We start from the raw sequence: 20688 nt of genomic DNA on the forward strand, positions 1-20688 counted from the left end.
CTTAACGGATCAGGGCCGCTGCCGTCGCAGCGGCCTTGGCACCAGTGCGGGCTCCAGCGATGGAATGAGGCGCGTGCGTTCGCGCTTCGCCGGGATACCGCGATAGACCTGCTTCGTCGCCTCGACGAGCAGTACTCCCGGAAACGGCGACGACAGCGCCGCGCCCATTTTTTCCCACGCCATCGCCGAACGCAGCATCCACCCGCTGTCGATCGGCGGCACGAACAAGGCCTCGCTCCACGCGATCGGTGTGAACCACGTCCGCCGCAGCAATTGCGTGATCTGACTGCGCGAATAAGGTTGGCCGTGCCCGAACGGCGTGTTGTCGCCGCGCGCCCAGACGCCGCGGCGATTCGGAATCACCATCATGATCCGGCCCGACGGTGCGAGCACCCGCCACACCTCGCGCATGAAACTGTCCGGATCGTCCGACATCTCTAGCGCATGGACCAGCAGGATGCGATCCACCGCCGCATCCGGCAGCGGCAGCGAGAATTCGTCGACCAGCGTGGACAGCGTCGGCCTCGCCGTCGGCCATTTCAGCACGCCCTGCGCGGCCGGCATGAACGCGAAGCAGCGTTCACAATTGTCGCGGAACAGCCCGAGGTAAGGCGTCGAATAGCCGAGGCCGAGCACGCGCTGCCCTTCCGCATCGGGCCAGTGCCGCGTAATGCCGCGGCTGATCAGGCGCCGCGCCACCGCGCCGACGCGCTGCGAATAGAACCCGCGAAGATCGATGACGTCGATGGTCATGCAATTTCTTACCACGCCGCTCGCGCTTGCATAAGCCTGCGACCGGAATGCAGGGTTAACCCCTCCCCTGCGGCATGCTAAACACGGCCGCCCTCGAAATTGCCGGAGCGACCATGGCTGCTGAAATCCGCGTATTCCCGTGTCTTAGCGACAATATCGGTTACCTCATTCACGATCCCTCAACCAAGGCGACGGCCGCCATCGACGCGCCGGAAGCCAAGCCGATCATCGCTGCGCTGGAGCGCGAGGGCTGGCGGCTGACGGACCTTCTCATCACCCACCATCACGCCGACCACACCGACGGCATCGCCGAGCTGAAGGCCAAATACAAATGCCGCGTCGTCGGTCCCTATGAAAAGCGCGCGCATATCGACGGGCTCGACATCCACGTCAAGGAAGGCGACACGGTGAAGGTCGGCAATCTCACCGCGCGGGTGTTCGAGACACCGGGCCACACGCTCGATCACGTCAGCTACATGTTCGACGAAGCGCACGCGCTGTTCTGCGCCGACACGATCTTTTCCATCGGCTGCGGCCGAGTCATCGAGGGCACCTATCCGATGATGTGGGATTCGCTGTTGAAGCTGCGCGCGCTGCCGAACGACACCCGCGTCTATTGCGGCCACGAATATACCGCCTCCAACGTCAAATTCGCGCTCGGCATCGAGCCGAACAATCCGGCGTTGAAGAAGCGCGCGGACGAAGTGACCAGACTGCGCGCCGAAGGCAAGCTCACCATCCCCTCACTGATGCGCGATGAGAAGGAGGCCAATGTGTTCCTGCGTGCCGACGTGCCTGCCGTCGCGGCTTCGCTCGGCATGAGCGGCAAGACGCCGGCGGAAGTGTTCGGCGAAATCCGCGAGCGCAAGAACCGCGCGTAATGAACCACACGCCGCTCACCGCGGCCGAGGTGATCGCCCGCCTCGGCCTTGCCCCGCACCCGGAGGGCGGCCATTTCCGCGAGACCTTTCGCGACACGGCCACCACGCCGGATGGGCGCGCGCGTTCCACCGCGATCTATTTCCTGCTGGCGGCGGGTGAGCGGTCGCATTGGCATCGCGTCGATGCGGTAGAGACCTGGCATTATTACGCGGGCGCTCCGCTGATCCTCAGCATCGTCGAGAATGGCGCGCGGCGCGACATCACGCTCGGCGGCGACCTTGGCGCAGGCGAAATTCCGCAGGCCATCGTGCCGCCGCACGCCTGGCAGGCCGCACGTTGCCTCGGGGCATGGACGCTCGTCGGCTGCACCGTCGCACCGGGATTCGAATTCACGGGCTTCGAGCTTGCGCCGCCGGACTTCAATCCGGGACTCACGATTTAAGCCTCAGCGCTTCGCGCGAAACGCATCCCTTGCCGCGAGCAGACCGCCGCCCGCGATCAGAAAGGCCGCGAGCCAGAGCGACGATGTCGGCTCGGCATAGCCGACGACAATCAGCAGCAGCGTCGACAATAACGGCGTCGCATAGGACGCAGCACCCAGCAAGCGGATGTCACCGCGCTTCATGCCAATATCCCACGCATAGAAAGCAAAGCCGACCGGGCCAAGCCCCAGCACGACGATCGCCAGCCATTGCGTCACCGTCTGCGGCATCACTGTTGGCTCAAAAGTGAAATGCACCAGCGCAGCCAGCACGGCGGTCGCGATGCAGAAGCCCGTCACCACATCGGTCGGCACTGTGCCGAATTTGCGCGACAGCACCGAATAGCTCGCCCAGACAAAAGCCGCGCAGAGTGCTGCAAGAAATCCCGGCGCATAACGCCCCTGAACCGCGCCCGACAGATCGCCGCCGAACAGCATCACCACACCCGCGAAGCCGAGGAGCGCACCGACGATGTGGTGCAAGGCGAGCCGCTCTCCCGGCAGCCACGCCGACATCAGCACGATCAGGAGCGGCCAAAGATAGTTCAGCAGCCCCGCTTCCGCCGCGGGCGCAAAACGCAACGCCAGGAAATACAGCGCGTGATAGCCGAACAGCCCGGCCACGCCGACAAGCCACACCACCGGCCGCTGGCGCAAGGCGGCCATCGCGGCAGGCCGAAACAACCAGCCCGCCATGCCCGCGAGCGCGCCAATGGCGAACGTCATCGCCAGCAACTGAAATGCGGGGATCGCCCCCGTCGCGACCGTCAGCGCGGCAAGTGCGGACCACAGCACCAACGCCACAAGGCCGATCAGGGTCGCAGTGGAAGAACGCATGGGTCACACAGGCGGCATCGCCGCGCTTCAGTCAACGGTGCCGCCGGTGACGTGACGTCATCACGCCAAATACTGCCCGCCATTCACCGACAGCGTCGAGCCGGTAATGAAGGCCGAATCGTCCGCCGCCAGAAACACCACGGCGCGCGCGATCTCCTCCGGTTCGCCGAGCCGGTTGACGGGGATCAGCGGCAGAATCTTCTGCTCCAGCACATCCTTCGGCACCGCCTGCACCATTTCGGTGTTGATGTAGCCGGGGCAGATCGCATTCACGGTGATGCCGCCGCGTGCTGTCTCCAGCGCCAGCGCCTTGGTGAAGCCGATGTCGCCCGCCTTCGAGGCCGAATAATTCACCTGGCCGAACTGTCCCTTCTGCCCGTTGATGGAGGAGATGTTGATGATGCGGCCGAACTTGCGGGCGCGCATGCCCTCGATCACCTGACGCGACATATTGAACAAAGAGCCGAGGTTGGTGTTGATGACAGCATTCCACTGATCCAGCGTCATCTTGTGGAAGGGCGTATCGCGCGTGATGCCGGCATTGTTGACCAGCACATCGACCGGGCCAACCTCCGCCTCGACCTTCTTGACGCCAGCGGCACAAGCATCGAACGAGGCGACGTCCCACTTGTAAACGGCGATGCCGGTCTGCGCCTTGAACTTCGCGGCGGCTTCGTCATTGCCCGCATAACTCGCCGCGACATTGTAGCCCGCGCCCTTCAGTGCCTTGCTGATAGCTGCTCCGATGCCGCGGGTACCGCCTGTCACCAATGCCGTGCGAGTCATGACGTCCTCCTCAGTCTCTTAGTCGTTGCACTAACCGTCCATCACGACAGTTTCACGATCAAACGTCAAACCAAAAAAGAATGCCCGGCTTTGAACCGGGCATTCGTCGTATCGTCAGGTATCTGCGCGTCGTTCTGTGTATACCAGATCAATCGCGCTCCACGCACATCGCGATTCCCATGCCGCCGCCGATGCACAGCGTCGCGAGACCCTTCTTGGCATCGCGCTTCTGCATCTCGTAGAGCAGGGTAATCAGGACCCGCGCGCCGGAGGCGCCGATCGGATGACCGATCGCGATGGCACCGCCATTGACGTTGACCTTCGTGGTATCCCAGCCGAGGTCCTTGTTGACGGCGCAGGCCTGCGCGGCGAACGCCTCGTTGGCCTCGATCAGGTCGAGATCATCGGCCTTCCATCCGGCCTTCTCGAGGGCGCGGCGGGACGCCGGAATCGGCCCGGTGCCCATGATCGCGGGGTCGACACCGGCCTGTGCCCAGGAGACGATACGCGCCAGCGGCTTCTTGCCTTCCTTCGCGGCCCGCGAGGCCGTCATCAGCACGATGGCGGCAGCGCCGTCATTAATGCCGGACGCGTTGCCCGCGGTGACGGAGCCTTCCTTGTCGAAGGCAGGCCGCAGTTTCGCCATGGCCTCCAGAGTCGCGCCGTGGCGGGGATACTCGTCGGTATCGACGGTGATGTCGCCCTTGCGGGTCTTGACGATGAAAGGCACGATCTCGTCCTTGAAGCGTCCGGCCTTCTGCGCGGCCTCGGCCTTCTGCTGCGAGGCGACCGCGAACTCGTCCTGCTGCTGGCGCGTGATCTGATATTGCTTGGCGACGTTCTCGGCGGTGTTGCCCATGTGGTAGCCGTTGAAGGCGTCCCACAGGCCGTCCTTGATCATCGTGTCCACGAGCTCAGTATTGCCCATCTTCACGCCGGCGCGCAGATATTGCGCATGCGGGGCCATGCTCATGGATTCCTGGCCGCCGGCCACGACGATCTCGGAATCGCCGTTCTTCAGCGCCTGATACCCGAGCGCAACCGCCCGCAGGCCCGAGCCGCAGAGCTGGTTGACGCCCCAGGCCGGGCTTCCCACCGGAATTCCGGCCTTGATCGAGGCCTGACGCGCCGGATTCTGGCCCTGTCCCGCCGTCAGAATCTGACCCATGATGACTTCCGAGACCTGTGAGGGATCGACGCCAGCGCGCTCGAGAGCCCCCTTGATCGCAACTGCACCGAGATCATGCGCCGGCACAGAGGCAAAAGCACCGTTGAACGAGCCGACCGGGGTGCGGGCGGCGCTGACGATGACGACATCGTCTGACATGGGACTCTCCTTGACATTGAAGCGCGAGGCTTGAGCGTGGGACTTGGGTTGATCCGGCATGGGGGACGCCGGACCCATTAGCTTAATCCTTTCCAGTCAAACGGCCAGACATCATCTCTCTACTTTCGTCGAGAATAAGCGGCTGTGGTCCCGCACCGCCGTTAACCTGCCATTCACAAAACGGTAGCCGAGCCCGGCTGAACGTGCTTACTTTCCGCATCGCACTATTTGCTGTGCGAGGTTCTTGTCTTCTCAATTCTGCGGCGTGTGAGTTCATGGCGAAATCCGACCAGCCCATTACGATCAAGAAATACGCCAACCGGCGACTCTACAATACCGGTACCAGCACCTATGTGACGCTCGAAGACCTCGCGAGCATGGTCAAGGAGGGCGAGGATTTTCTCGTCTACGATGCCAAGACCGGCGACGACATCACCCGCTCGGTCCTGGCTCAGATCATTTTCGAGCAGGAAAACAAGGCGGGACAGAATTTGCTGCCGACCACCTTCCTGCGCCAGTTGATCCGGTTCTATGGCGACAGCATGCAGATGGTGGTGCCGAAATATCTCGAGCAGTCGATCGACACGCTGACCCGGGAGCAGGAAAAGTTCCGCAAGCAGATGACCAACACCTTCAGCGGCACGCCGTTCGCGCCGCTTGAGGAGCACGTCCGGCGCAACATGGAAATGTTCGAGCGGACCTTCGCGATGTTCAAGCCGTTCGCGGCGCCCGCGACACGCAACGGTACGGAGACGCAGACGCCTCCGTCCGGCAGCGAGCCCGACGACATCGACGAACTGAAGCGCCAGATGAAGGAAATGCAGGAGCGGCTGGAGCGCATGTCGAAGCCCTCCGGCGGCGACAACTGAGATTTACATAAATTCCATCAAATGGCCGGGCTCGTCCCGGCCATTTGTTTTATGTGTGCCAGGCATGGCTGCCCTTTCGGGAGCCGGATAGAATCGCGGCACGACGATTCGCCTCCCGATCGATCTTCCGGAGCCTTCATGCACAACCCAGGCCGCAAGCTCGCATTCGTTCTCGTGTCATCGAGCCATGGAACGATGATCGTGAACCGGATGGACCGCCACATGGTCAACGCCGACACCGGCTACGGCGTCGGATACCAAATTCTCGAAACCGCCGCCTTCGATCCTTCGGAGGTCGATCTCGCGCTCCAGATTCTGCATTTGCGGCGGCGCCATTACGGTGACGGCGTCGTCGCCATCGATTGCGGCGCCAATATCGGCGTCCATACCATCGAATGGGCGGCCTCCATGACAGGCTGGGGATCGGTGCTGTCGATCGAGGCGCAGGAGCGCATCTACTACGCGCTGGCGGGCAATATCGCGATCAACAACTGCTTCAATGCGATTGCCATCAATGCGGCGGTGTCTTCGGAAAACGGCACGCTGCGAATTCCCAATCCCGACTATCTGACTGCTGCGAGTTTCGGCAGCCTTGAGATGCGTCAAAGCCCGAACAACGAATTCATTGGCCAGCCGATCGACTATTCTGCGGAGGGCACCGTCGAGGTCCGCAAGCTCGCCATCGACGGCTTCAACCTGCCGCGCGTCGATTTCATCAAGATCGACATCGAAGGCATGGAAATGGAGGGGCTGGAAGGAGCCGCTCAAACGATCGGGCGAAGCCATCCAATCATGCTGATCGAATCGATCAAAACCGATCGCGAACAATTACAGCAGTGGCTGGAGCGGCAGGGCTACACCATCACCAAGGCCGGCATCAATGTGCTGGCGATTCACCAATCCGACAAGACGCTCGGCGATCTCAACCAGCAGTAGCGGTGGACGTGCGGCTCATCGCGCTCCCGCAACAGGATGCGGGACAGCGGCCAGATCCCACGGCCGCTGCGTCGTGGCGAGCCCGGTCAGCCGGCCCTGAATGTAATCGCAGCCCCAGCCCTGCAGGAGCTTCGCGGCTTCCTCGTCCTGCACCCATTCGGCGACGGTCTTGAGCCCGAGCCGATGCGCCAGATCGATCATGGTCTGCACGAAGGCACGATCGTCCGCCGAGCGCGCGACGTTCTGCACGAAGGCGCCATCGATTTTCACGATATCGACGCCAAGTTTGCGCAAATTCCGGAACGACGTGTAGCCTGCGCCGAAATCATCGATCGCGATACGGCTGCCGAAATCCTTCAGCCGGTTCACAAAGCCGCGCACGTCGTCGAGATCCTGGATCGCCACCGTCTCGGTGATCTCCACGATCATGCGCTCCGCCACGCCGGGATAGGTGCGGAACAGGGACTCGATGCTCGCCCACCAGTTCGGATCCATTGTGGTGTCGGGCGAAATATTGAGGCTGAGCTGAACCTGAGGCGACTGCGCGAGCTCTTCCACCACAAGTTCGAGCACGCGATGATCGACAAGGCGAATGAGACCGAGCTTCTCGGCTACCGGGACAATATCGGGCGCCAGCGAAAACTCGCCCTCGCCATGCCGCATCCGCACCAGACACTCGTAGAACGCAGGCTGGCGTGAGACCGCCTCAACCACCGGCTCGAATGCCATGACGATGCGGTGCTCGTTCAAGGCGGCCACGATCTCGTCGGTGACGCGAATATTGACGCGGCGCTGCGCATCGCGCTCGACATTCGGATGCCATGCATGAAACGAACCGCGGCGGCGAGCCTTTGCCGTCTCCAGCGCTTCCTGAGTCCGGCTCATCGCCTCGTCCGCGGTGCGCGCGTAGCGCGGCGCATTGACCGCCCCGATCGAGGCTGTCAGCGACACGGGCCCGGAGGCGGTCGGCACGATCTCATCGCGGATGCCGGCGAGAAAGCGCTCGGCGGCCACCTGCATGTCGTCGGCGGTGCAGTTCTTCAGAATCAATCCGAACTTGTTGCCGGAAAACCGTCCCAGCACATCGCCGCCGCGCAGCCGCGCGCGAATCCGCTGCGACACCTCGCAGATCACCTCGTCGGCCACATCGAAGCCGAAAGCTTCGTTGAGGCGCGCCAGATGGTCGATGCCGATCAGCATGAAGGCGAAGGAGGAACGGAAACGCGCGGCTTCTTCCACTGCTTCCGCAAGCGCTGCGACGAGATGGGTCCGGTTGAGATCCCCAGTCAGCGGATCGCGCTGCGAGAGCTTGCGCAACTGTTCTTCATGGGCATGGCGCTCGTTGTTGATGCGCAGGATGCCCCGCACATAAGCGGGCTTCCCATCGGCACCTGCAAACCAGCGGCCGGTCTCCTCAACCCAGACGACCGGCGCCGACATCCGCGCGCGCAGCCCGTATTCGATCTGATAGTGAACACCCTGTCCCATATCCTGCGCCGAGCCATGCATCACCGCTTCACGACGGATATGCGGCTGCGGCTCGATCAGCTTGGCGAATTCCGCACCCAACTCCATCGCGTCCAATGGAACACCGGGCAGGACCTCATTGATATTCGCGCTCCACGACAGCGCGTCGCTGGCGATATCCCAGGTAAAGGCTGCCTGTCCCAGACATGCCAGAACCGTGTCCACGGATGATTCTTCGAGGCGGCCGGGGGCCTTCTCTGGCAGGGACATCGCGGAAGACGTTTGAATTGCGGACACAGCGCCTCGATCCGGGACAGATTCGAATCATTTGTTCGGAAGCATAGAGCCTTCGTGGACTCCGAGCCTAGGTGGCGTTCCTTAAACAATCCAAAAAAGCGCGGATTCCCGGCGATACCGCAAAGGGTAAGACGCTGCCGCCATGTCCGGCATAATCCTTGCGAGGTTTCCATCGAAGCAGCGCGGCTGTCCCATACCGGGACAGATGGCGCATCGGAATAGCGGCGATGGTATCGGCAATTTCACCACGGCAAGGGTTGGCGGCGGAGCCCCTCAAGGGCCATTCGCATCATGCCGAAGCGTCAGCGACATCGCTTACATCAACGGCTCTGGTGCCCGTTGCTCCGGTGCAGCCCGCGAGCCGACCATACAGCCCAAGGCTCCGTCCTGATCCATCCTTCGTGATGCATCTGATCGCGACCGCCAGCCACGCTCCGCAGACCCGCAGGCTACGGCAAGCTACCGCGAGCGACGGCGTAGCGCGCTACGCCGCAACGCGCGTCGCGGTCCAGCCGCGCGCCTCCAACGGATCGCGGTTCAAGGACATCGCCTGATTTTGTGAGATCAGTCGCGACGCGGCACAATCGGGGGAGACGCCGGTCTATCCGTCGCCTGCTCGTCATGATCGCGCACGAGATCGGACGCGCTCCAGTCCGAAACGCTTTTGTGCGCGGGCTCCTTCACCACACCGCCAACGTCACCGGACTTCGCCGCATCCGGCTGCACATGTTGCGGCGGGCTGTCGACCTCGGGCGTGATGACCTCCATCTGCGGATGAGAGGGCGGCGGCTGTTTAGTGGCGAGTGGCGGAGGTTCGGTGCGAACAGGCGCGGGCGCGGAAGGCGGCGGCGCGGCAGGAACGGGGGCCGGTGCGGGCGCGGGTGCGGCTTCATATCCGGCGGTACGCAGCATCGCGCGGCGCGCCGCACGATGGCGCAGGCTGAGCGTCAGACCGCCCAGGAAATCGACAAATGTGAGAAGCACCAGCAGGAAAAAGGCCGAGGTGCCGAACGGCGCGAGCCACAGGAATTCGGCACCCGCCGCGCCGAGCACAACCAGCGAGAGGATGTGATCCATCACATATTTCGCGCCGGGCCTTGAAGCGCGGGCGAATTCGAACAGCAGAAGGATGATGCCGAGCGCCAGTATCAGATCATTGAAGCTGACGCCCCACGCCACGCCGGACAACAGCGGCAACGTGAACAGCGGCGCGGTGAACGCCGCGCCGGGCATCAGAAATACGACGATGTTGTAGATTGCGATCGGAATGAGAAGGAGCGGGAAACCGATTGTAGGCATCGGCGAAGCCTTCTGTGGGCTGGCGGTCTTCCGAGACGATACTCCGAAAACTGCCGAACCTCATACCCCGCGGCAGACACAATCGCGGCTTGCGCCGCGATTGGAGAGATCGCTTAGTCTTCCTTCTTCACCTTCAGAACCTGACGGCCTTTGTACATGCCGGTCTTCAGGTCGAGATGGTGCGGACGGCGCAATTCACCCGAGTCCTTGTCTTCGACATAGGTCGGCTTCTTGAGCGCATCGGCTGAGCGGCGCATGCCGCGACGGGATGGCGAGGTTTTTCTGCGGGGAACGGCCATTGGATCGTCGTCCTTCAAGCGAAAGCAGCCCGCCCTCGGGAGCTTTCTGGAGAATTTCGGTTGAGGCCGCGCTTATAGAGGATGAAGGCGGTCAGCGCTAGGGCCGGACCAGCTGAAAATGCTTCAAAATCCTCAATTCCGGGTCCAGCAGGCCGAAATCGCCGCCGAACGGGCGCGCGCCGTGTAGGTCCCGGCCAGACGGCGGATATGGGCGCTGGGCATCCGGGCGCTGCGGGTCACCGGATTGGGCAGAACCGCCGCCAGAAGCGCTGCCTGGTGGGGCGAAATGGTCGATACACCCCGACCGAAAGCATAGCGGGCACCCGCCTCGGCCCCGAATTGCCCGCTCGGCCCGAACTCTGCAACATTCAGATAAAGCTCAAGAATTCGTTTTTTTGACAGCACGAGGTCGATCCAAAGCGCCAGCGGGAACTCCAAACCCTTGCGGATGTAGCTGCGCCCTGGCCACAAAAACAGGTTTTTCGCCACCTGCTGGGTGATGGTGGAACCGCCACGGACGACCTCTCCGTCCTCCGCGTCCTCCAGCACGTCGCTGAGGGAATCCCAATCCACGCCATGGTGGCTGCAAAACCGCGCGTCTTCCGCCGCCACCACCGAGCGGGGCATTGCGGGCGACATCGCGCCGAGGTCCACCCAGGTGCGCGACACTGGGCTGCCCGTCAGGAACCGCCCCACCATCAGCACCGAAATCGGATGGCCGACCGAGTAAACCGGTACCAGCAGATACGGCAGCAAAAGCAGGGCCACCACCACAAGCAGGATCGCGCGGAGCGGACGTTTCATCGGCAGCTGGCGTTGCAAGAGCCAATAGGGCGGAAGCAATCCATCCCCTCCCCATAGCAGAAGCTGCGAGAGGCACCGAATCCGGCAATTCCATCGCATGGCAGAATTGACGGGAGCGCCCCCATAAAGGCATGGTCCGGCCAAATTTCGGAGTTTTCGATGACCACGGCCTCTGCCTCGACCACCTCAACCCAGGACTTCAACAAGCTGCTCGATGCCACTGCCGCCGACACCGAGGCGCTGCTGGACCGGCTGCTCTCGGAGCGGCCCGAGCAGGGTGAAATCCTCCGCCCCAAGCGGCTGATCGAGGCGATGCGTTATTCCAGCCTGAACGGCGGCAAAAGGCTGCGGCCGTTTCTCGCGGTGGCGAGTGCGGCGATGTTCGACGTCCCGCGTCAGGGCGCGCTGCTCGCGGGCGCGGCGCTTGAGTGCATCCATTGCTACTCGCTGATCCACGACGACCTGCCCTCAATGGACAATTCGGATTTGCGCCGGGGCCGCCCGACCTCGCACAAGAAATTCGACGACGCGACCGCGATCCTCGCGGGCGACTCGCTGCTCACGCTCGCCTTCGACATCATCACCCGCGACGAGGTACACCGCGACCCGACAGTGCGGCTGTTGCTGACGCGGGCGCTGGCGCGCGCGGCTGGCATTGGCGGCATGGCCGGCGGGCAGATCATGGATCTCGCGGGCGAAGGCCGCTTCGGCGACAAGGAGCCTCCGGATGTCGCCAAACTCCAGCAGATGAAGACCGGCGCGCTTTTGAAATATGGCTGCATCGCCGGCGCGCTGCTCGGCCAGGCCTCGAAGGAGCAATACGCGGCCCTCGATGCTTATGGTCATGCGTTCGGCGAAGCGTTCCAGATTGCCGACGATCTGCTCGACGTCGAAGGCGACGCGGCGGCGCTCGGCAAGCCGGCGGGTCAGGACGCCGCACTCGGCAAAACTACCTTCGTCACGCAACTGGGACTTGATGGCGCCAGGCGCCGCCTGCAAGATTTGCTGAAGCAGGCCGACGCAGCACTTGCGCCGTTCGGCGCGAAGGGCGACGTACTGCGCGCAGCGGCTCGCTTCGTCGCCGAGCGGCAGAACTAGGGATCGCAAAACCAAGGATCGCATGGCGCAAAAGAAAACCGCTTCCCCGTCCCGAAGCGCGTCTCGCGAGAACGACAATCTCGCCCGTTTTCAGCGCATGCCGAAATTTTTGCGCATCGTTTATGCCCGGCCGCGTTTTTTCATGTCGATCGCGGTCGGACTTGTCCTTCTGTTCCTGCTGCCAACCTCGCTGCGCGCGGCAACCCGCCTGTTGCTGGCGTGGGATATCGCGGTCTCGCTGTATCTGCTGCTCGCCTATATCCCCGCCTTTCTCGGCGGCCCTCGTTACATCCGCCGCCTCGCCGCAACCATCGACGACGGGCGGTTTCTCGTTCTCGCAATCACGTTGATCGCGGCCTTCGCGTCTCTCGCCGCGATCATCTTCGAGCTTGGGCAGGCGCAGCGTGCGCCCTACCAACTGGGCCTCGCCATCGTCACCATCACGCTGTCATGGGCCGCCATTCACACCACCTTCGCGCTGCATTACGCGCGCGAGTATTACCACGAGGACACCCGCGGGCTAGCCTTCCCGGGCGATGAAGACGATCCCGATTACTGGGACTTCATCTACTTCTCCTTCGTCGTCGGCATGACAGCGCAGGTGTCCGATGTCGGCATCACCGACAGGATGATCCGTCGCACCGCGACGGTGCATGGTATCGTCTCATTCGTGTTCAATACCGCGCTGCTGGCATTGATGGTCAACATCGCCGCCAGCGCTCTCTAATCTGATTAGGATAACGCTTTCCGGTGACTCACGCCTTTCTGACCTTCCTTCTCGTTCTGAGCGTGCTCGCGGCATCGGCGACGATGGCGCGGCGGCTCGAACTGACACCCGCCATCGTCTTCCTCATCGTCGGCATCGTGCTCGCTTTCATGCCGGGCTTTCCGCCGATCGAGATGAAACCGGAGGGCGTGCTGCTTCTGGTGCTGCCGCCACTGATCTACTCGGCCGGCGTGTCGATGAGCTGGCGCGAATTCAAATTCAACCTGCGCCCCATCGCGCTGCTCGCGGTCGGCTGCGTGATCTTCACCACCTGCGCGGTTGCCGTTGCCGTGCATTACATGCTGGGCCTGCCATGGGGAGTCGGCTTCGTGCTCGGCGCCATCGTCTCGCCGCCCGACGTGATCGCGCCGCTGGCCATCGCGCGCCGCCTCGGCCTGCCTCACCGCATCCTGGTGGTGCTCGAAGGCGAAGGACTCGCCAACGATGCGACCGCGCTCATCCTCTACCGCTTCGCGGTCATGGCGGTATCCACCGGGGCATTCTCGCTGTCGTCGGCCGCTGGCAGTTTCGTCGCCATCGTGATTTGCGAATTGCTGTTCGGCATCGCGGTGGGCTGGCTCAGTCTTCGGCTGCGGCAATGGGCAGGCGATCCGCGCGTCGAGATCACGCTATCGCTGCTCACGCCCTACCTCGCCTTCTGGGTACCCGAACACGCCGGTGGATCGGGCGTGCTCGCCACCGTGGTCGCCGGTCTCTATGTGAGCTGGAACGGCCCGCTGCTGATTTCGGCGGCAACGCGCCTGCAAGGCATCTTCTTCTGGGACTTCGCGACCTGGCTGATCGAAGGCGTGCTGTTCCTGATCGTCGGATTCGAGACGCGCGCGCTCGTCGAGGCATCGAAGTCGCTTCCGGTCCATGACATCATCTCCGCCATCGCCATCACGACCGTCATCGTGATTGTCGCGCGCTTCATCTGGGTGTTTCCCGGCGCCTACCTGCCGCGCCTGCTCAGCAAGCGCATCCGGGCGCGCGAAGAGCCCCCGCCATGGCGCGGCATTGCCATTGTCGGCTTCACTGGAATTCGCGGCGTGGTCTCGCTGGCGGTGGCGCTCGCCCTGCCGCTGACCCTGGACAATGGCGACCCGTTTCCGCATCGCGACCTGATCCTGCTGGTCTCGTTCGGCGTGATCTTCCTCACCGTGGTCGGGATTGGGAGTACGCTGCCTTTCGTCGCGCGGGTGCTCGGCGTGACCGAGTACGGGCATTTCGAGGCAAAACACGAGCGCGAAAAAGAGATCGCGGCACGGCGCGAGCTTGTCGCGGCCTCGCGCAAGGAATTGAACCGGATCGTCAAGGAACGCCAACTGCCGGAAGGTCTCGCGCGATTTCTTGAAACGCGCCACGAGATGCGCGTGCGCGCTTTGCCCGACCCGCCCGCCAAGGACGGCGAGTTCACACCGGCGACCCGCGGCGCGATCATGGTGCGGGAGATCATCTCAATTGAGCGTAAGCTGCTGCACAAGCTGCTGCGCGAGGGAAAGATCACCGACGAGACGCGTCGACGGATCGAGCGCGACCTCGATCTGGAAGAAGCCGTGGTCGACAACCGCGAGAAGAACTCGCCGCTTTAGAACACACCGCCTAAACGAAAATGGCCGGGACGAAGCCCGGCCACCGACAATCCCGAATTCTCAAAACCGCCGAAAACTATTCCGCCGCCGTGACCTTGGCGTTCGCGCCGTAACGCTGGTCGATGTAATCGATCACCAGCGCCTTGAAATCGGCTGCGATGGTCGGCCCGCGCAGGGTGCGGAATTTCTGGCCATCAACGAACACCGGCGCGGCCGGCGTCTCGCCAGTACCCGGCAATGAGATGCCGATATTGGCATGCTTGGATTCGCCGGGGCCGTTGACGATGCAACCCATCACCGCGACGTTGAGCTGCTCGACGCCCGGATAGCGCGTCTTCCAGTTCGGCATCTCGTCGCGGATGAAGCTCTGGATGTCGCGCGCCAGTTCCTGGAACACGGTCGAAGTGGTGCGGCCGCAGCCGGGGCACGCCGCGACCAACGGCACGAAGGTGCGGAAGCCCATGGTTTGCAGGATTTCCTGACCGACCTTCACTTCCAGCGTACGGTCGCCGCCGGGCTCAGGCGTCAGCGAGACGCGAATGGTGTCGCCGATACCGTCCTGCAGGAGAATGCCAAGCGCGGCGGATGACGCCACGATGCCCTTCGAGCCCATGCCCGCTTCAGTCAAGCCGAGATGGATCGCGTAATCGGAGCGCGAGGCCAGTTCGCGGTACACCGCGATCAAATCCTGCACGTTCGACACCTTCGCCGATAGGATCATCTTGTCCTTCGGCAGGCCGATCTCTTCGGCGCGCTTGGCCGACAACAGCGCCGATTGCACCATAGCCTCGCGCGTCACCGCGCGGGCGTCGATCGGATTCGGCGACTTGGCGTTGTCTTCCATCAGGCGCGTCAGCAATTCCTGATCGAGCGAGCCCCAGTTGGCGCCGATACGAATCGCCTTGTTGTTCTTGATGGCAATCTCGACGATGTCGGTGAACTGGCTGTCGCGCTTGTTCTTGAAGCCGACATTGCCGGGATTGATGCGATATTTTGCGAGCGCAGCCGCGCAGTCCGGGTATTCGGCCAGGAGCTTGTGGCCGATGTAGTGGAAGTCGCCGATCAGCGGCACGTCCACACCCATCTTGTCGAGTTTCTCGCGGATGTGCGGAACAGCGGCCGCTGCTTCCTCGCGATCCACCGTGATGCGCACCATCTCCGAGCCCGCGCGGGCGAGAGCCGCAACCTGCGTCACCGTGGATTCGACATCCGCGGTGTCGGTGTTGGTCATCGACTGCACGACGATGGGCGCGCCGCCGCCGACCTTGACGTTGCCGACCGTGACCTGAACGGTCTTGTGGCGGCCCTTCGGGCCAGCCTGAATTTCTTTCACGTCCTGCGGGCGGGCTAGCAAATCGGCATCGGTCATGGCGTTGAAATATCAGCTTTGTGTGACAGCCGGCCATCTGCCGGCATAATGGAGACATCTACCAGAAAAGCCTGTGTAACTTAAAGGCCTTGGCAAATGCCAGCGAAGGCGGATCGCGCGAACCAGGGCTTTCTTCGATACCCTTAAGTAAATGGGCGTCAAAAATGGCTTTGCAAAGGACCTTTTCGCGGTTTCGGTGCCGTTTTCAGGCCGCCCGCTGGCAATGGCCACACAAACCGGTGATCTCCACCACCGAAAGTTTTGGTGAAAATCCGGTTCCATCGACCATCTCGGCGACGCTCCGGGCAAGCGTGGCGGCGGGAATTTCGCCGACCGAGCCGCAGCGGTCGCAGATCAGGAGCGCCACGACGGGCGTGGCGTCATGACTGTGCACGCAGGCCAGAAAGGCGTTGCGGCTCTCGATGCGGTGCACGAGGCCGTTTTCCATGAGAAATTCGAGGGCGCGATAGATCGTGATCGGCGCCGGGCGGGGCATGATACGGGCCAGATCGTCAATGATTTCATAGGCTCCGAGCGGCTTGTGGCTTGCCAGCAGCGCCTGCAGCACCCGCCTGCGAATCGGCGTGAATTTCTGCCCCCGGGCCGCGCATTGCTGTTCCGCATGGGACATCGCGTCCGCCGCACAGCGTCCGTGATCATGATCCGGTGCCGGAAAAGCGGGCTTCAGAGGCATGGGAACGCTTTCTTTATTGCAGCTATGCTGCGCAACATAACTTTTAATATCAATAGCTTAACTGGAATCAACCTTACTGAAAGGCAGGATTCACATCGTTGCTATTGCATTGCAACATAACTGGCCTAGCTTTTGTCGGTGGCCGCACCGCCGCGGTAACATGCAGATCATATAATAAATGCTGGGATCACAGAAAGCAGGCCGCCGTGGCATCAAACCTGAAATCCTATCTCGATAGCCTCGCCCCCTGGGTGGTTGCCGGCAACCGGAGCACCCGGCCGAGCGTCAAGAAGATCAACCTCGCTTTGCAGGGTGGCGGCGCCCACGGCGCTTTCACCTGGGGCGTGCTCGACCATCTTCTCTCCGACGGGCGGCTGGAAGTCACCGGCCTGTCCGGTGCTTCGGCCGGAGCGGTCAATGCGGTGATGGTCGCCGATGGCCTCGCGCGCGGCGGCCCCGAGGAAGCACGTAAGCGCCTCGCCGAGTTCTGGCGCGCGGCGAGCGTCGGTGGAGACCTGCCGCCAGTGCAGCGCGCCATCGCCGATCGGCTGTTCTCGATCTTTCCCTTCTCGACCTCACCGGTGCAGAACTGGTTCGAGACGATGTCGCATTATTTTTCGCCTTACGATTTCAACCCGCTCAACATCAATCCGTTGAGCGAATTGATTGCACGCTTCGTCGATTTCGACGCGATCCACGCCAGCGACCTTGCGCTCTATATCTCCGCCACCAACGTCCACACCGGGCGGCTCAAGGTATTTTGCCGCAACTCTGTCAATGCCGACGTGGTGATGGCCTCCGCCGCGCTGCCCTATCTGTTCCGCGCCGTGGAGATCGACGGCGTGCCCTATTGGGACGGCGGCTACATGGGCAATCCCGTGATTTTTCCGTTCCTGCAGGCCACCGACAGCGAGGACGTGCTGGTGGTGCAGATCAACCCGGTGTCGCAGGAGGTCACACCGAAAACCTCCGCCGAGATCGTCAAGCGGCTGAACGAGATCACCTTCAATTCCGCGCTGATCTCCGAACTGCGCACGATGGATTTTGTCAACCAGTTGATCGATGACGGACGGCTGCCGCGCGGCAAGGAGCACAACCAGTACCGGCGGCTGAACATTCACCGGATCGACCTCGGCACATTCGCATCCAACCTCGATGGCCTCAGCAAGTTGAAGAACGATTACGATTTCTTCGAATCGCTGCATGAGGAAGGCGTGCGCGCCGCCACTGCGTTTCTCGACAGCCATTTCGACGATATCGGCGAGCGCGGCACGCTCGACCTTGCCGCCGAATCCGGCGTGGAATGGGCATAAAATCCCGGCGCGGAACGGGGAAAACCCCGATTCCGTGGCCGTTCCGGGTGTGAAGCCCACCCTTAATTTTGCTAGCGTGCCCGCGCCATGACGATGCACGCCCCATCCCCCACAACGACCGCGCCTGCCGAGCCCAAAGACACGGCTGCGCGCGTGACGCCGATGATGGAGCAATACCTCGAGATCAAGGCCGCCAATCCGGGCCTGTTGCTGTTCTACCGGATGGGCGATTTCTACGAATTGTTCTTCGAGGACGCGGAGACCGCCTCGCGCGCGCTCGGCATCATGCTCACCAAGCGCGGCAAGCATCAGGGCGAAGACATCCCGATGTGCGGCGTACCGGTGGAGCGATCCGACGACTACCTGCACCGGCTGATCGCACTTGGCCATCGCGTTGCGGTGTGCGAGCAGATGGAGGACCCGGCCGAGGCGAAGAAGCGCGGCGCCAAGAGCGTGGTGCGCCGTGACGTGGTGCGCCTCGTCACACCGGGCACGCTGACGGAAGACAATCTCCTCGACGCCAAGGCCAACAATTATCTGATGGCGATCGCGCGCGTTCGCGCCTCCAGCGGCGACGACCGCCTTGGACTCGCATGGATCGACATCTCGACTTCGGAATTCACCATCACCGAATGCAGCGCGGGCGAATTGTCCACTACGCTCGCGCGCGTCAGCCCGAACGAGATCGTCGTGCCGGACGCGATCTTCGGTGACGAGACACTCGGCCCGATCCTGCGCGAGCATACCGCCGTGACCCCGCTGACCCGCGACGTGTTCGACAGCGCCAATGCCGAACAGCGGCTGTGCGCGTATTTCGCCGTCGCCACCATGGACGGCCTCGCCACGCTGTCGCGGCTGGAAGCCACCGCCGCGGCCGCCGCCGTCACCTATGTCGAGCGCACGCAGGTCGGCAAGCATCCGCCGCTGTCTCCGCCTGCGCGCGAACTCGCAGGCACCACGCTCGTCATCGATCCGGCAACACGCGCCAATCTCGAACTCACCCGCACGCTCGCGGGCGAACGCCGCGGCTCGCTGCTTGACGCGATCGATCTGACCGTGACCGCGGCGGGCTCACGGCTTCTTGCGCAACGGCTCGCGGCTCCGCTCACCGACATCGCCGCCATTACACGACGCCACGATGCGGTAGCGGCGTTCGTGGCTGATCCGGCCGCTGCTGACGATCTGCGCGCGATCCTGCGCGAAGCACCAGACATGTCACGCGCATTGGCGCGGCTCTCGGTCGGGCGCGGCGGGCCGCGCGATCTTGCAGGACTGCGTGACGGCATCGTCGCGGCCGATGCCGCCATCGCGCGGCTTCAGCGCATGGAGTCGCCACCGCAGGAGATCGCCGCCGCTCTTGAATCGCTGCGCAAACCTTCGCGCGCATTGGCCGAGGAACTTTCCCGCGCGCTCGCCGAGCAGTTGCCGCTGTCGAAACGCGACGGTGGCTTCGTGCGCGAGCGTTACGACACAACGCTGGACGAAACCCGCTCGTTACGCGACGCCTCGCGCCTCGTGGTCGCCTCGATGCAGGCGCGCTATGCCGACGACACCGGCGTGAAGGCGCTGAAAATCCGGCACAACAACGTGCTCGGCTATTTCGTCGAAGTCACCGCGCAACACGGCGACAAGCTGATGTCGGCGCCGCTGAACGCAACCTTCATCCATCGCCAGACGCTGGCGGGACAGGTCCGCTTCACGACATCCGAACTCGGCGAGATCGAGGCCCGGATCGCCAATGCAGGCGACCGCGCCCTGGGACTGGAGCTTGAAATCTTCGAGCGGCTCGTGGCTCAAACCGTCGCTATCGGTGACGATCTGCGCGCCGCGGCCCATGCCTTCTCCGTGCTCGATGTCGCCACCTCGCTGGCGCGGCTCGCGATGGATGAAAATTACGTCCGTCCCGAAGTCGATGGCTCGCTCGCCTTTTCTATCGAAGGCGGGCGGCATCCGGTTGTGGAGCGCGCGCTGAAACGCGACGGCCAGCCCTTCATCGCCAACACATGTGATCTTTCTCCTGCGCCAACGCAGACCTCCGGCCAGATCTGGATTCTCACCGGTCCGAACATGGCGGGCAAATCCACCTTCCTGCGCCAGAACGCGCTGATCGCATTGCTCGCACAGATCGGCAGTTTCGTACCAGCGAAACGCGCGAAGATCGGCGTGATCGACCGATTGTTCTCGCGCGTCGGCGCCGCCGACGATCTGGCGCGTGGGCGTTCGACCTTCATGGTCGAAATGGTGGAGACGGCGGCGATCCTCAATCAGGCGGGCGAGCGGGCGCTGGTGATTTTGGATGAAATCGGGCGCGGCACCGCGACCTTCGACGGCCTGTCGATCGCATGGGCCTCGATCGAACATCTGCACGACGCCAACAAATGCCGCGCGCTGTTCGCGACGCATTACCACGAACTCACCGCGCTCTCGGCCAAGTTGCCGCGCCTGTTCAACGCCACCGTGCGCGTCAAGGAATGGCACGGCGACGTGGTGTTCCTGCACGAGGTGCTGCCCGGCGCGGCTGATCGCTCCTACGGCATTCAGGTCGCCAAGCTCGCAGGCCTGCCGCCCGCTGTGATCGCACGCGCCAAAACGGTGCTGGCCAAACTCGAAGCACAGGATCGCGGCAACGGCGCGCAAGCATTGATCGACGATCTGCCGCTGTTTGCGGTCACGTCGCGTGCGAGCGACAACGAGCAGGCGCCCTCGCCCGAGGCCTCAGCGCTGATCGAAGCGCTCAACGCCATCCAGCCAGATGAACTGACCCCGCGCGAAGCGCTGGACGCGCTCTACGCGCTGAAGGCGAAGCTTACCAGCTAGGC

At 63.1% G+C, this 20688-nt stretch carries 20 protein-coding genes; 10 read left to right on the forward strand and 10 right to left on the reverse strand.

Annotated elements, in window-relative coordinates; all coding sequences use genetic code 11:
- Positions 1 to 9: 9 nt before the first annotated feature.
- Positions 10 to 753, reverse strand: a complete 744-nt coding sequence (locus tag AFIDRAFT_RS05860; protein WP_009338338.1) for a class I SAM-dependent methyltransferase — start codon at positions 751 to 753, stop codon at positions 10 to 12.
- A 113-nt stretch (positions 754 to 866) separates the two neighbouring features.
- Between AFIDRAFT_RS05860 and gloB the strand changes: the two genes are divergently transcribed.
- Together gloB and AFIDRAFT_RS05870 are read left to right on the forward strand one after the other, a co-directional pair.
- On the forward strand, positions 867 to 1634 hold the full coding sequence (gene gloB / locus AFIDRAFT_RS05865) for a hydroxyacylglutathione hydrolase (protein ID WP_009338339.1): 768 nt from the start codon (positions 867 to 869) through the stop codon (positions 1632 to 1634).
- Complete coding sequence (locus tag AFIDRAFT_RS05870; RefSeq protein WP_009338340.1) at positions 1634 to 2077, forward strand: cupin domain-containing protein; 444 nt, start codon at positions 1634 to 1636, stop codon at positions 2075 to 2077. The genes gloB and AFIDRAFT_RS05870 overlap by 1 nt, the downstream gene beginning before the upstream one ends.
- Positions 2078 to 2080: 3 nt before the next feature.
- Here the strand turns inward: AFIDRAFT_RS05870 and yddG are convergent, their stop codons facing one another.
- The 3 genes from yddG to AFIDRAFT_RS05885 all read right to left on the reverse strand — a co-directional run bounded on the left by yddG (position 2081) and on the right by AFIDRAFT_RS05885 (position 5066).
- Positions 2081 to 2953, reverse strand: coding sequence for an aromatic amino acid exporter YddG (yddG, locus tag AFIDRAFT_RS05875; protein ID WP_009338341.1), 873 nt, complete (start codon positions 2951 to 2953; stop codon positions 2081 to 2083).
- Positions 2954 to 3013: 60 nt separating this feature from the next.
- Positions 3014 to 3739 carry an acetoacetyl-CoA reductase gene (gene phbB, locus AFIDRAFT_RS05880; RefSeq protein WP_009338342.1) on the reverse strand — a complete coding sequence of 242 codons (726 nt, stop codon included), beginning with the start codon at positions 3737 to 3739 and terminating at the stop codon, positions 3014 to 3016.
- Between the two features lie 148 nt (positions 3740 to 3887).
- Positions 3888 to 5066 carry an acetyl-CoA C-acetyltransferase gene (locus AFIDRAFT_RS05885; RefSeq protein WP_009338343.1) on the reverse strand — a complete coding sequence of 393 codons (1179 nt, stop codon included), beginning with the start codon at positions 5064 to 5066 and terminating at the stop codon, positions 3888 to 3890.
- Positions 5067 to 5341: 275 nt separating this feature from the next.
- On the opposite strand from AFIDRAFT_RS05885, the gene phaR reads away from it, so the two are divergent.
- Both phaR and AFIDRAFT_RS05895 read left to right on the forward strand, forming a co-directional pair.
- Entirely contained in the window at positions 5342 to 5935 is a 594-nt protein-coding gene (gene phaR, locus AFIDRAFT_RS05890; RefSeq protein WP_009338344.1) for a polyhydroxyalkanoate synthesis repressor PhaR, read from the forward strand.
- Between the two features lie 138 nt (positions 5936 to 6073).
- Complete coding sequence (locus AFIDRAFT_RS05895; protein WP_009338345.1) at positions 6074 to 6871, forward strand: FkbM family methyltransferase; 798 nt, start codon at positions 6074 to 6076, stop codon at positions 6869 to 6871.
- 15 nt (positions 6872 to 6886) lie between these two features.
- Here the strand turns inward: AFIDRAFT_RS05895 and AFIDRAFT_RS05900 are convergent, their stop codons facing one another.
- On the reverse strand, positions 6887 to 8608 hold the full coding sequence (locus tag AFIDRAFT_RS05900) for a bifunctional diguanylate cyclase/phosphodiesterase (protein WP_009338346.1): 1722 nt from the start codon (positions 8606 to 8608) through the stop codon (positions 6887 to 6889).
- Positions 8609 to 9036: 428 nt separating this feature from the next.
- On the opposite strand from AFIDRAFT_RS05900, the gene AFIDRAFT_RS05905 reads away from it, so the two are divergent.
- Positions 9037 to 9189, forward strand: a complete 153-nt coding sequence (locus AFIDRAFT_RS05905) for a hypothetical protein (protein WP_245258125.1) — start codon at positions 9037 to 9039, stop codon at positions 9187 to 9189.
- A 10-nt stretch (positions 9190 to 9199) separates the two neighbouring features.
- On the opposite strand, the gene AFIDRAFT_RS05910 is transcribed toward AFIDRAFT_RS05905, so the two are convergent.
- The 3 genes from AFIDRAFT_RS05910 to mtgA all read right to left on the reverse strand — a co-directional run bounded on the left by AFIDRAFT_RS05910 (position 9200) and on the right by mtgA (position 11037).
- The gene (locus AFIDRAFT_RS05910) at positions 9200 to 9934 is read right to left on the reverse strand and encodes a hypothetical protein (protein ID WP_009338347.1); all 735 of its coding nucleotides are present in this window, start codon (positions 9932 to 9934) and stop codon (positions 9200 to 9202) included.
- Positions 9935 to 10047: 113 nt separating this feature from the next.
- Positions 10048 to 10233 (reverse strand): 50S ribosomal protein L32, encoded by a 186-nt coding sequence (rpmF, locus tag AFIDRAFT_RS05915; RefSeq protein ID WP_002718196.1) that lies wholly within the window; start codon positions 10231 to 10233, stop codon positions 10048 to 10050.
- 132 nt (positions 10234 to 10365) lie between these two features.
- Positions 10366 to 11037: a monofunctional biosynthetic peptidoglycan transglycosylase gene (mtgA, locus tag AFIDRAFT_RS05920; protein ID WP_040298111.1), complete on the reverse strand. Its 672-nt coding sequence runs from the start codon at positions 11035 to 11037 to the stop codon at positions 10366 to 10368.
- Between the two features lie 159 nt (positions 11038 to 11196).
- On the opposite strand from mtgA, the gene AFIDRAFT_RS05925 reads away from it, so the two are divergent.
- Genes AFIDRAFT_RS05925 through AFIDRAFT_RS05935 form a run of 3 tightly spaced genes read left to right on the forward strand, consistent with a single transcriptional unit; the run spans position 11197 to position 14493 of the window.
- Positions 11197 to 12135 carry a polyprenyl synthetase family protein gene (locus tag AFIDRAFT_RS05925; protein ID WP_009338349.1) on the forward strand — a complete coding sequence of 313 codons (939 nt, stop codon included), beginning with the start codon at positions 11197 to 11199 and terminating at the stop codon, positions 12133 to 12135.
- Between the two features lie 22 nt (positions 12136 to 12157).
- On the forward strand, positions 12158 to 12862 hold the full coding sequence (locus AFIDRAFT_RS05930) for a DUF1345 domain-containing protein (protein WP_009338350.1): 705 nt from the start codon (positions 12158 to 12160) through the stop codon (positions 12860 to 12862).
- 23 nt (positions 12863 to 12885) lie between these two features.
- Entirely contained in the window at positions 12886 to 14493 is a 1608-nt protein-coding gene (locus tag AFIDRAFT_RS05935; protein WP_009338351.1) for a Na+/H+ antiporter, read from the forward strand.
- Between the two features lie 76 nt (positions 14494 to 14569).
- On the opposite strand, the gene ispG is transcribed toward AFIDRAFT_RS05935, so the two are convergent.
- Together ispG and AFIDRAFT_RS05945 are read right to left on the reverse strand one after the other, a co-directional pair.
- On the reverse strand, positions 14570 to 15862 hold the full coding sequence (ispG, locus tag AFIDRAFT_RS05940; protein ID WP_009338352.1) for a flavodoxin-dependent (E)-4-hydroxy-3-methylbut-2-enyl-diphosphate synthase: 1293 nt from the start codon (positions 15860 to 15862) through the stop codon (positions 14570 to 14572).
- Between the two features lie 205 nt (positions 15863 to 16067).
- Complete coding sequence (locus AFIDRAFT_RS05945; protein ID WP_040297842.1) at positions 16068 to 16556, reverse strand: Fur family transcriptional regulator; 489 nt, start codon at positions 16554 to 16556, stop codon at positions 16068 to 16070.
- A gap of 206 nt (positions 16557 to 16762) precedes the next feature.
- Here AFIDRAFT_RS05945 and AFIDRAFT_RS05950 point away from each other — a divergent pair, with 206 nt between their 5' ends.
- Both AFIDRAFT_RS05950 and mutS read left to right on the forward strand, forming a co-directional pair.
- Positions 16763 to 17869 (forward strand): patatin-like phospholipase family protein, encoded by a 1107-nt coding sequence (locus AFIDRAFT_RS05950; protein ID WP_009338354.1) that lies wholly within the window; start codon positions 16763 to 16765, stop codon positions 17867 to 17869.
- Positions 17870 to 17956: 87 nt separating this feature from the next.
- Entirely contained in the window at positions 17957 to 20686 is a 2730-nt protein-coding gene (gene mutS / locus AFIDRAFT_RS05955) for a DNA mismatch repair protein MutS (protein WP_009338355.1), read from the forward strand.
- The last annotated feature ends 2 nt before the right edge of the window (positions 20687 to 20688 follow it).

The organism is Afipia sp. 1NLS2 (assembly GCF_000178995.1).
Classification (GTDB): domain Bacteria; phylum Pseudomonadota; class Alphaproteobacteria; order Rhizobiales; family Xanthobacteraceae; genus Afipia.

Coding starts and splice junctions, on each gene's coding strand:
- AFIDRAFT_RS05925 (WP_009338349.1), top strand. CDS start 11,197: ATGACCACGGCCTCTGCCTCGACCACCTCAACCCAGGACTTCAACAAG.
- yddG (WP_009338341.1), bottom strand. CDS start 2,953: ATGCGTTCTTCCACTGCGACCCTGATCGGCCTTGTGGCGTTGGTGCTG.
- phbB (WP_009338342.1), bottom strand. CDS start 3,739: ATGACTCGCACGGCATTGGTGACAGGCGGTACCCGCGGCATCGGAGCA.
- AFIDRAFT_RS05860 (WP_009338338.1), bottom strand. CDS start 753: ATGACCATCGACGTCATCGATCTTCGCGGGTTCTATTCGCAGCGCGTC.
- ispG (WP_009338352.1), bottom strand. CDS start 15,862: ATGACCGATGCCGATTTGCTAGCCCGCCCGCAGGACGTGAAAGAAATT.
- rpmF (WP_002718196.1), bottom strand. CDS start 10,233: ATGGCCGTTCCCCGCAGAAAAACCTCGCCATCCCGTCGCGGCATGCGC.
- AFIDRAFT_RS05895 (WP_009338345.1), top strand. CDS start 6,074: ATGCACAACCCAGGCCGCAAGCTCGCATTCGTTCTCGTGTCATCGAGC.
- AFIDRAFT_RS05910 (WP_009338347.1), bottom strand. CDS start 9,934: ATGCCTACAATCGGTTTCCCGCTCCTTCTCATTCCGATCGCAATCTAC.
- AFIDRAFT_RS05885 (WP_009338343.1), bottom strand. CDS start 5,066: ATGTCAGACGATGTCGTCATCGTCAGCGCCGCCCGCACCCCGGTCGGC.
- AFIDRAFT_RS05900 (WP_009338346.1), bottom strand. CDS start 8,608: ATGTCCCTGCCAGAGAAGGCCCCCGGCCGCCTCGAAGAATCATCCGTG.
- phaR (WP_009338344.1), top strand. CDS start 5,342: ATGGCGAAATCCGACCAGCCCATTACGATCAAGAAATACGCCAACCGG.
- mtgA (WP_040298111.1), bottom strand. CDS start 11,037: ATGAAACGTCCGCTCCGCGCGATCCTGCTTGTGGTGGTGGCCCTGCTT.
- AFIDRAFT_RS05930 (WP_009338350.1), top strand. CDS start 12,158: ATGGCGCAAAAGAAAACCGCTTCCCCGTCCCGAAGCGCGTCTCGCGAG.
- gloB (WP_009338339.1), top strand. CDS start 867: ATGGCTGCTGAAATCCGCGTATTCCCGTGTCTTAGCGACAATATCGGT.
- AFIDRAFT_RS05870 (WP_009338340.1), top strand. CDS start 1,634: ATGAACCACACGCCGCTCACCGCGGCCGAGGTGATCGCCCGCCTCGGC.
- mutS (WP_009338355.1), top strand. CDS start 17,957: ATGACGATGCACGCCCCATCCCCCACAACGACCGCGCCTGCCGAGCCC.
- AFIDRAFT_RS05945 (WP_040297842.1), bottom strand. CDS start 16,556: ATGCCTCTGAAGCCCGCTTTTCCGGCACCGGATCATGATCACGGACGC.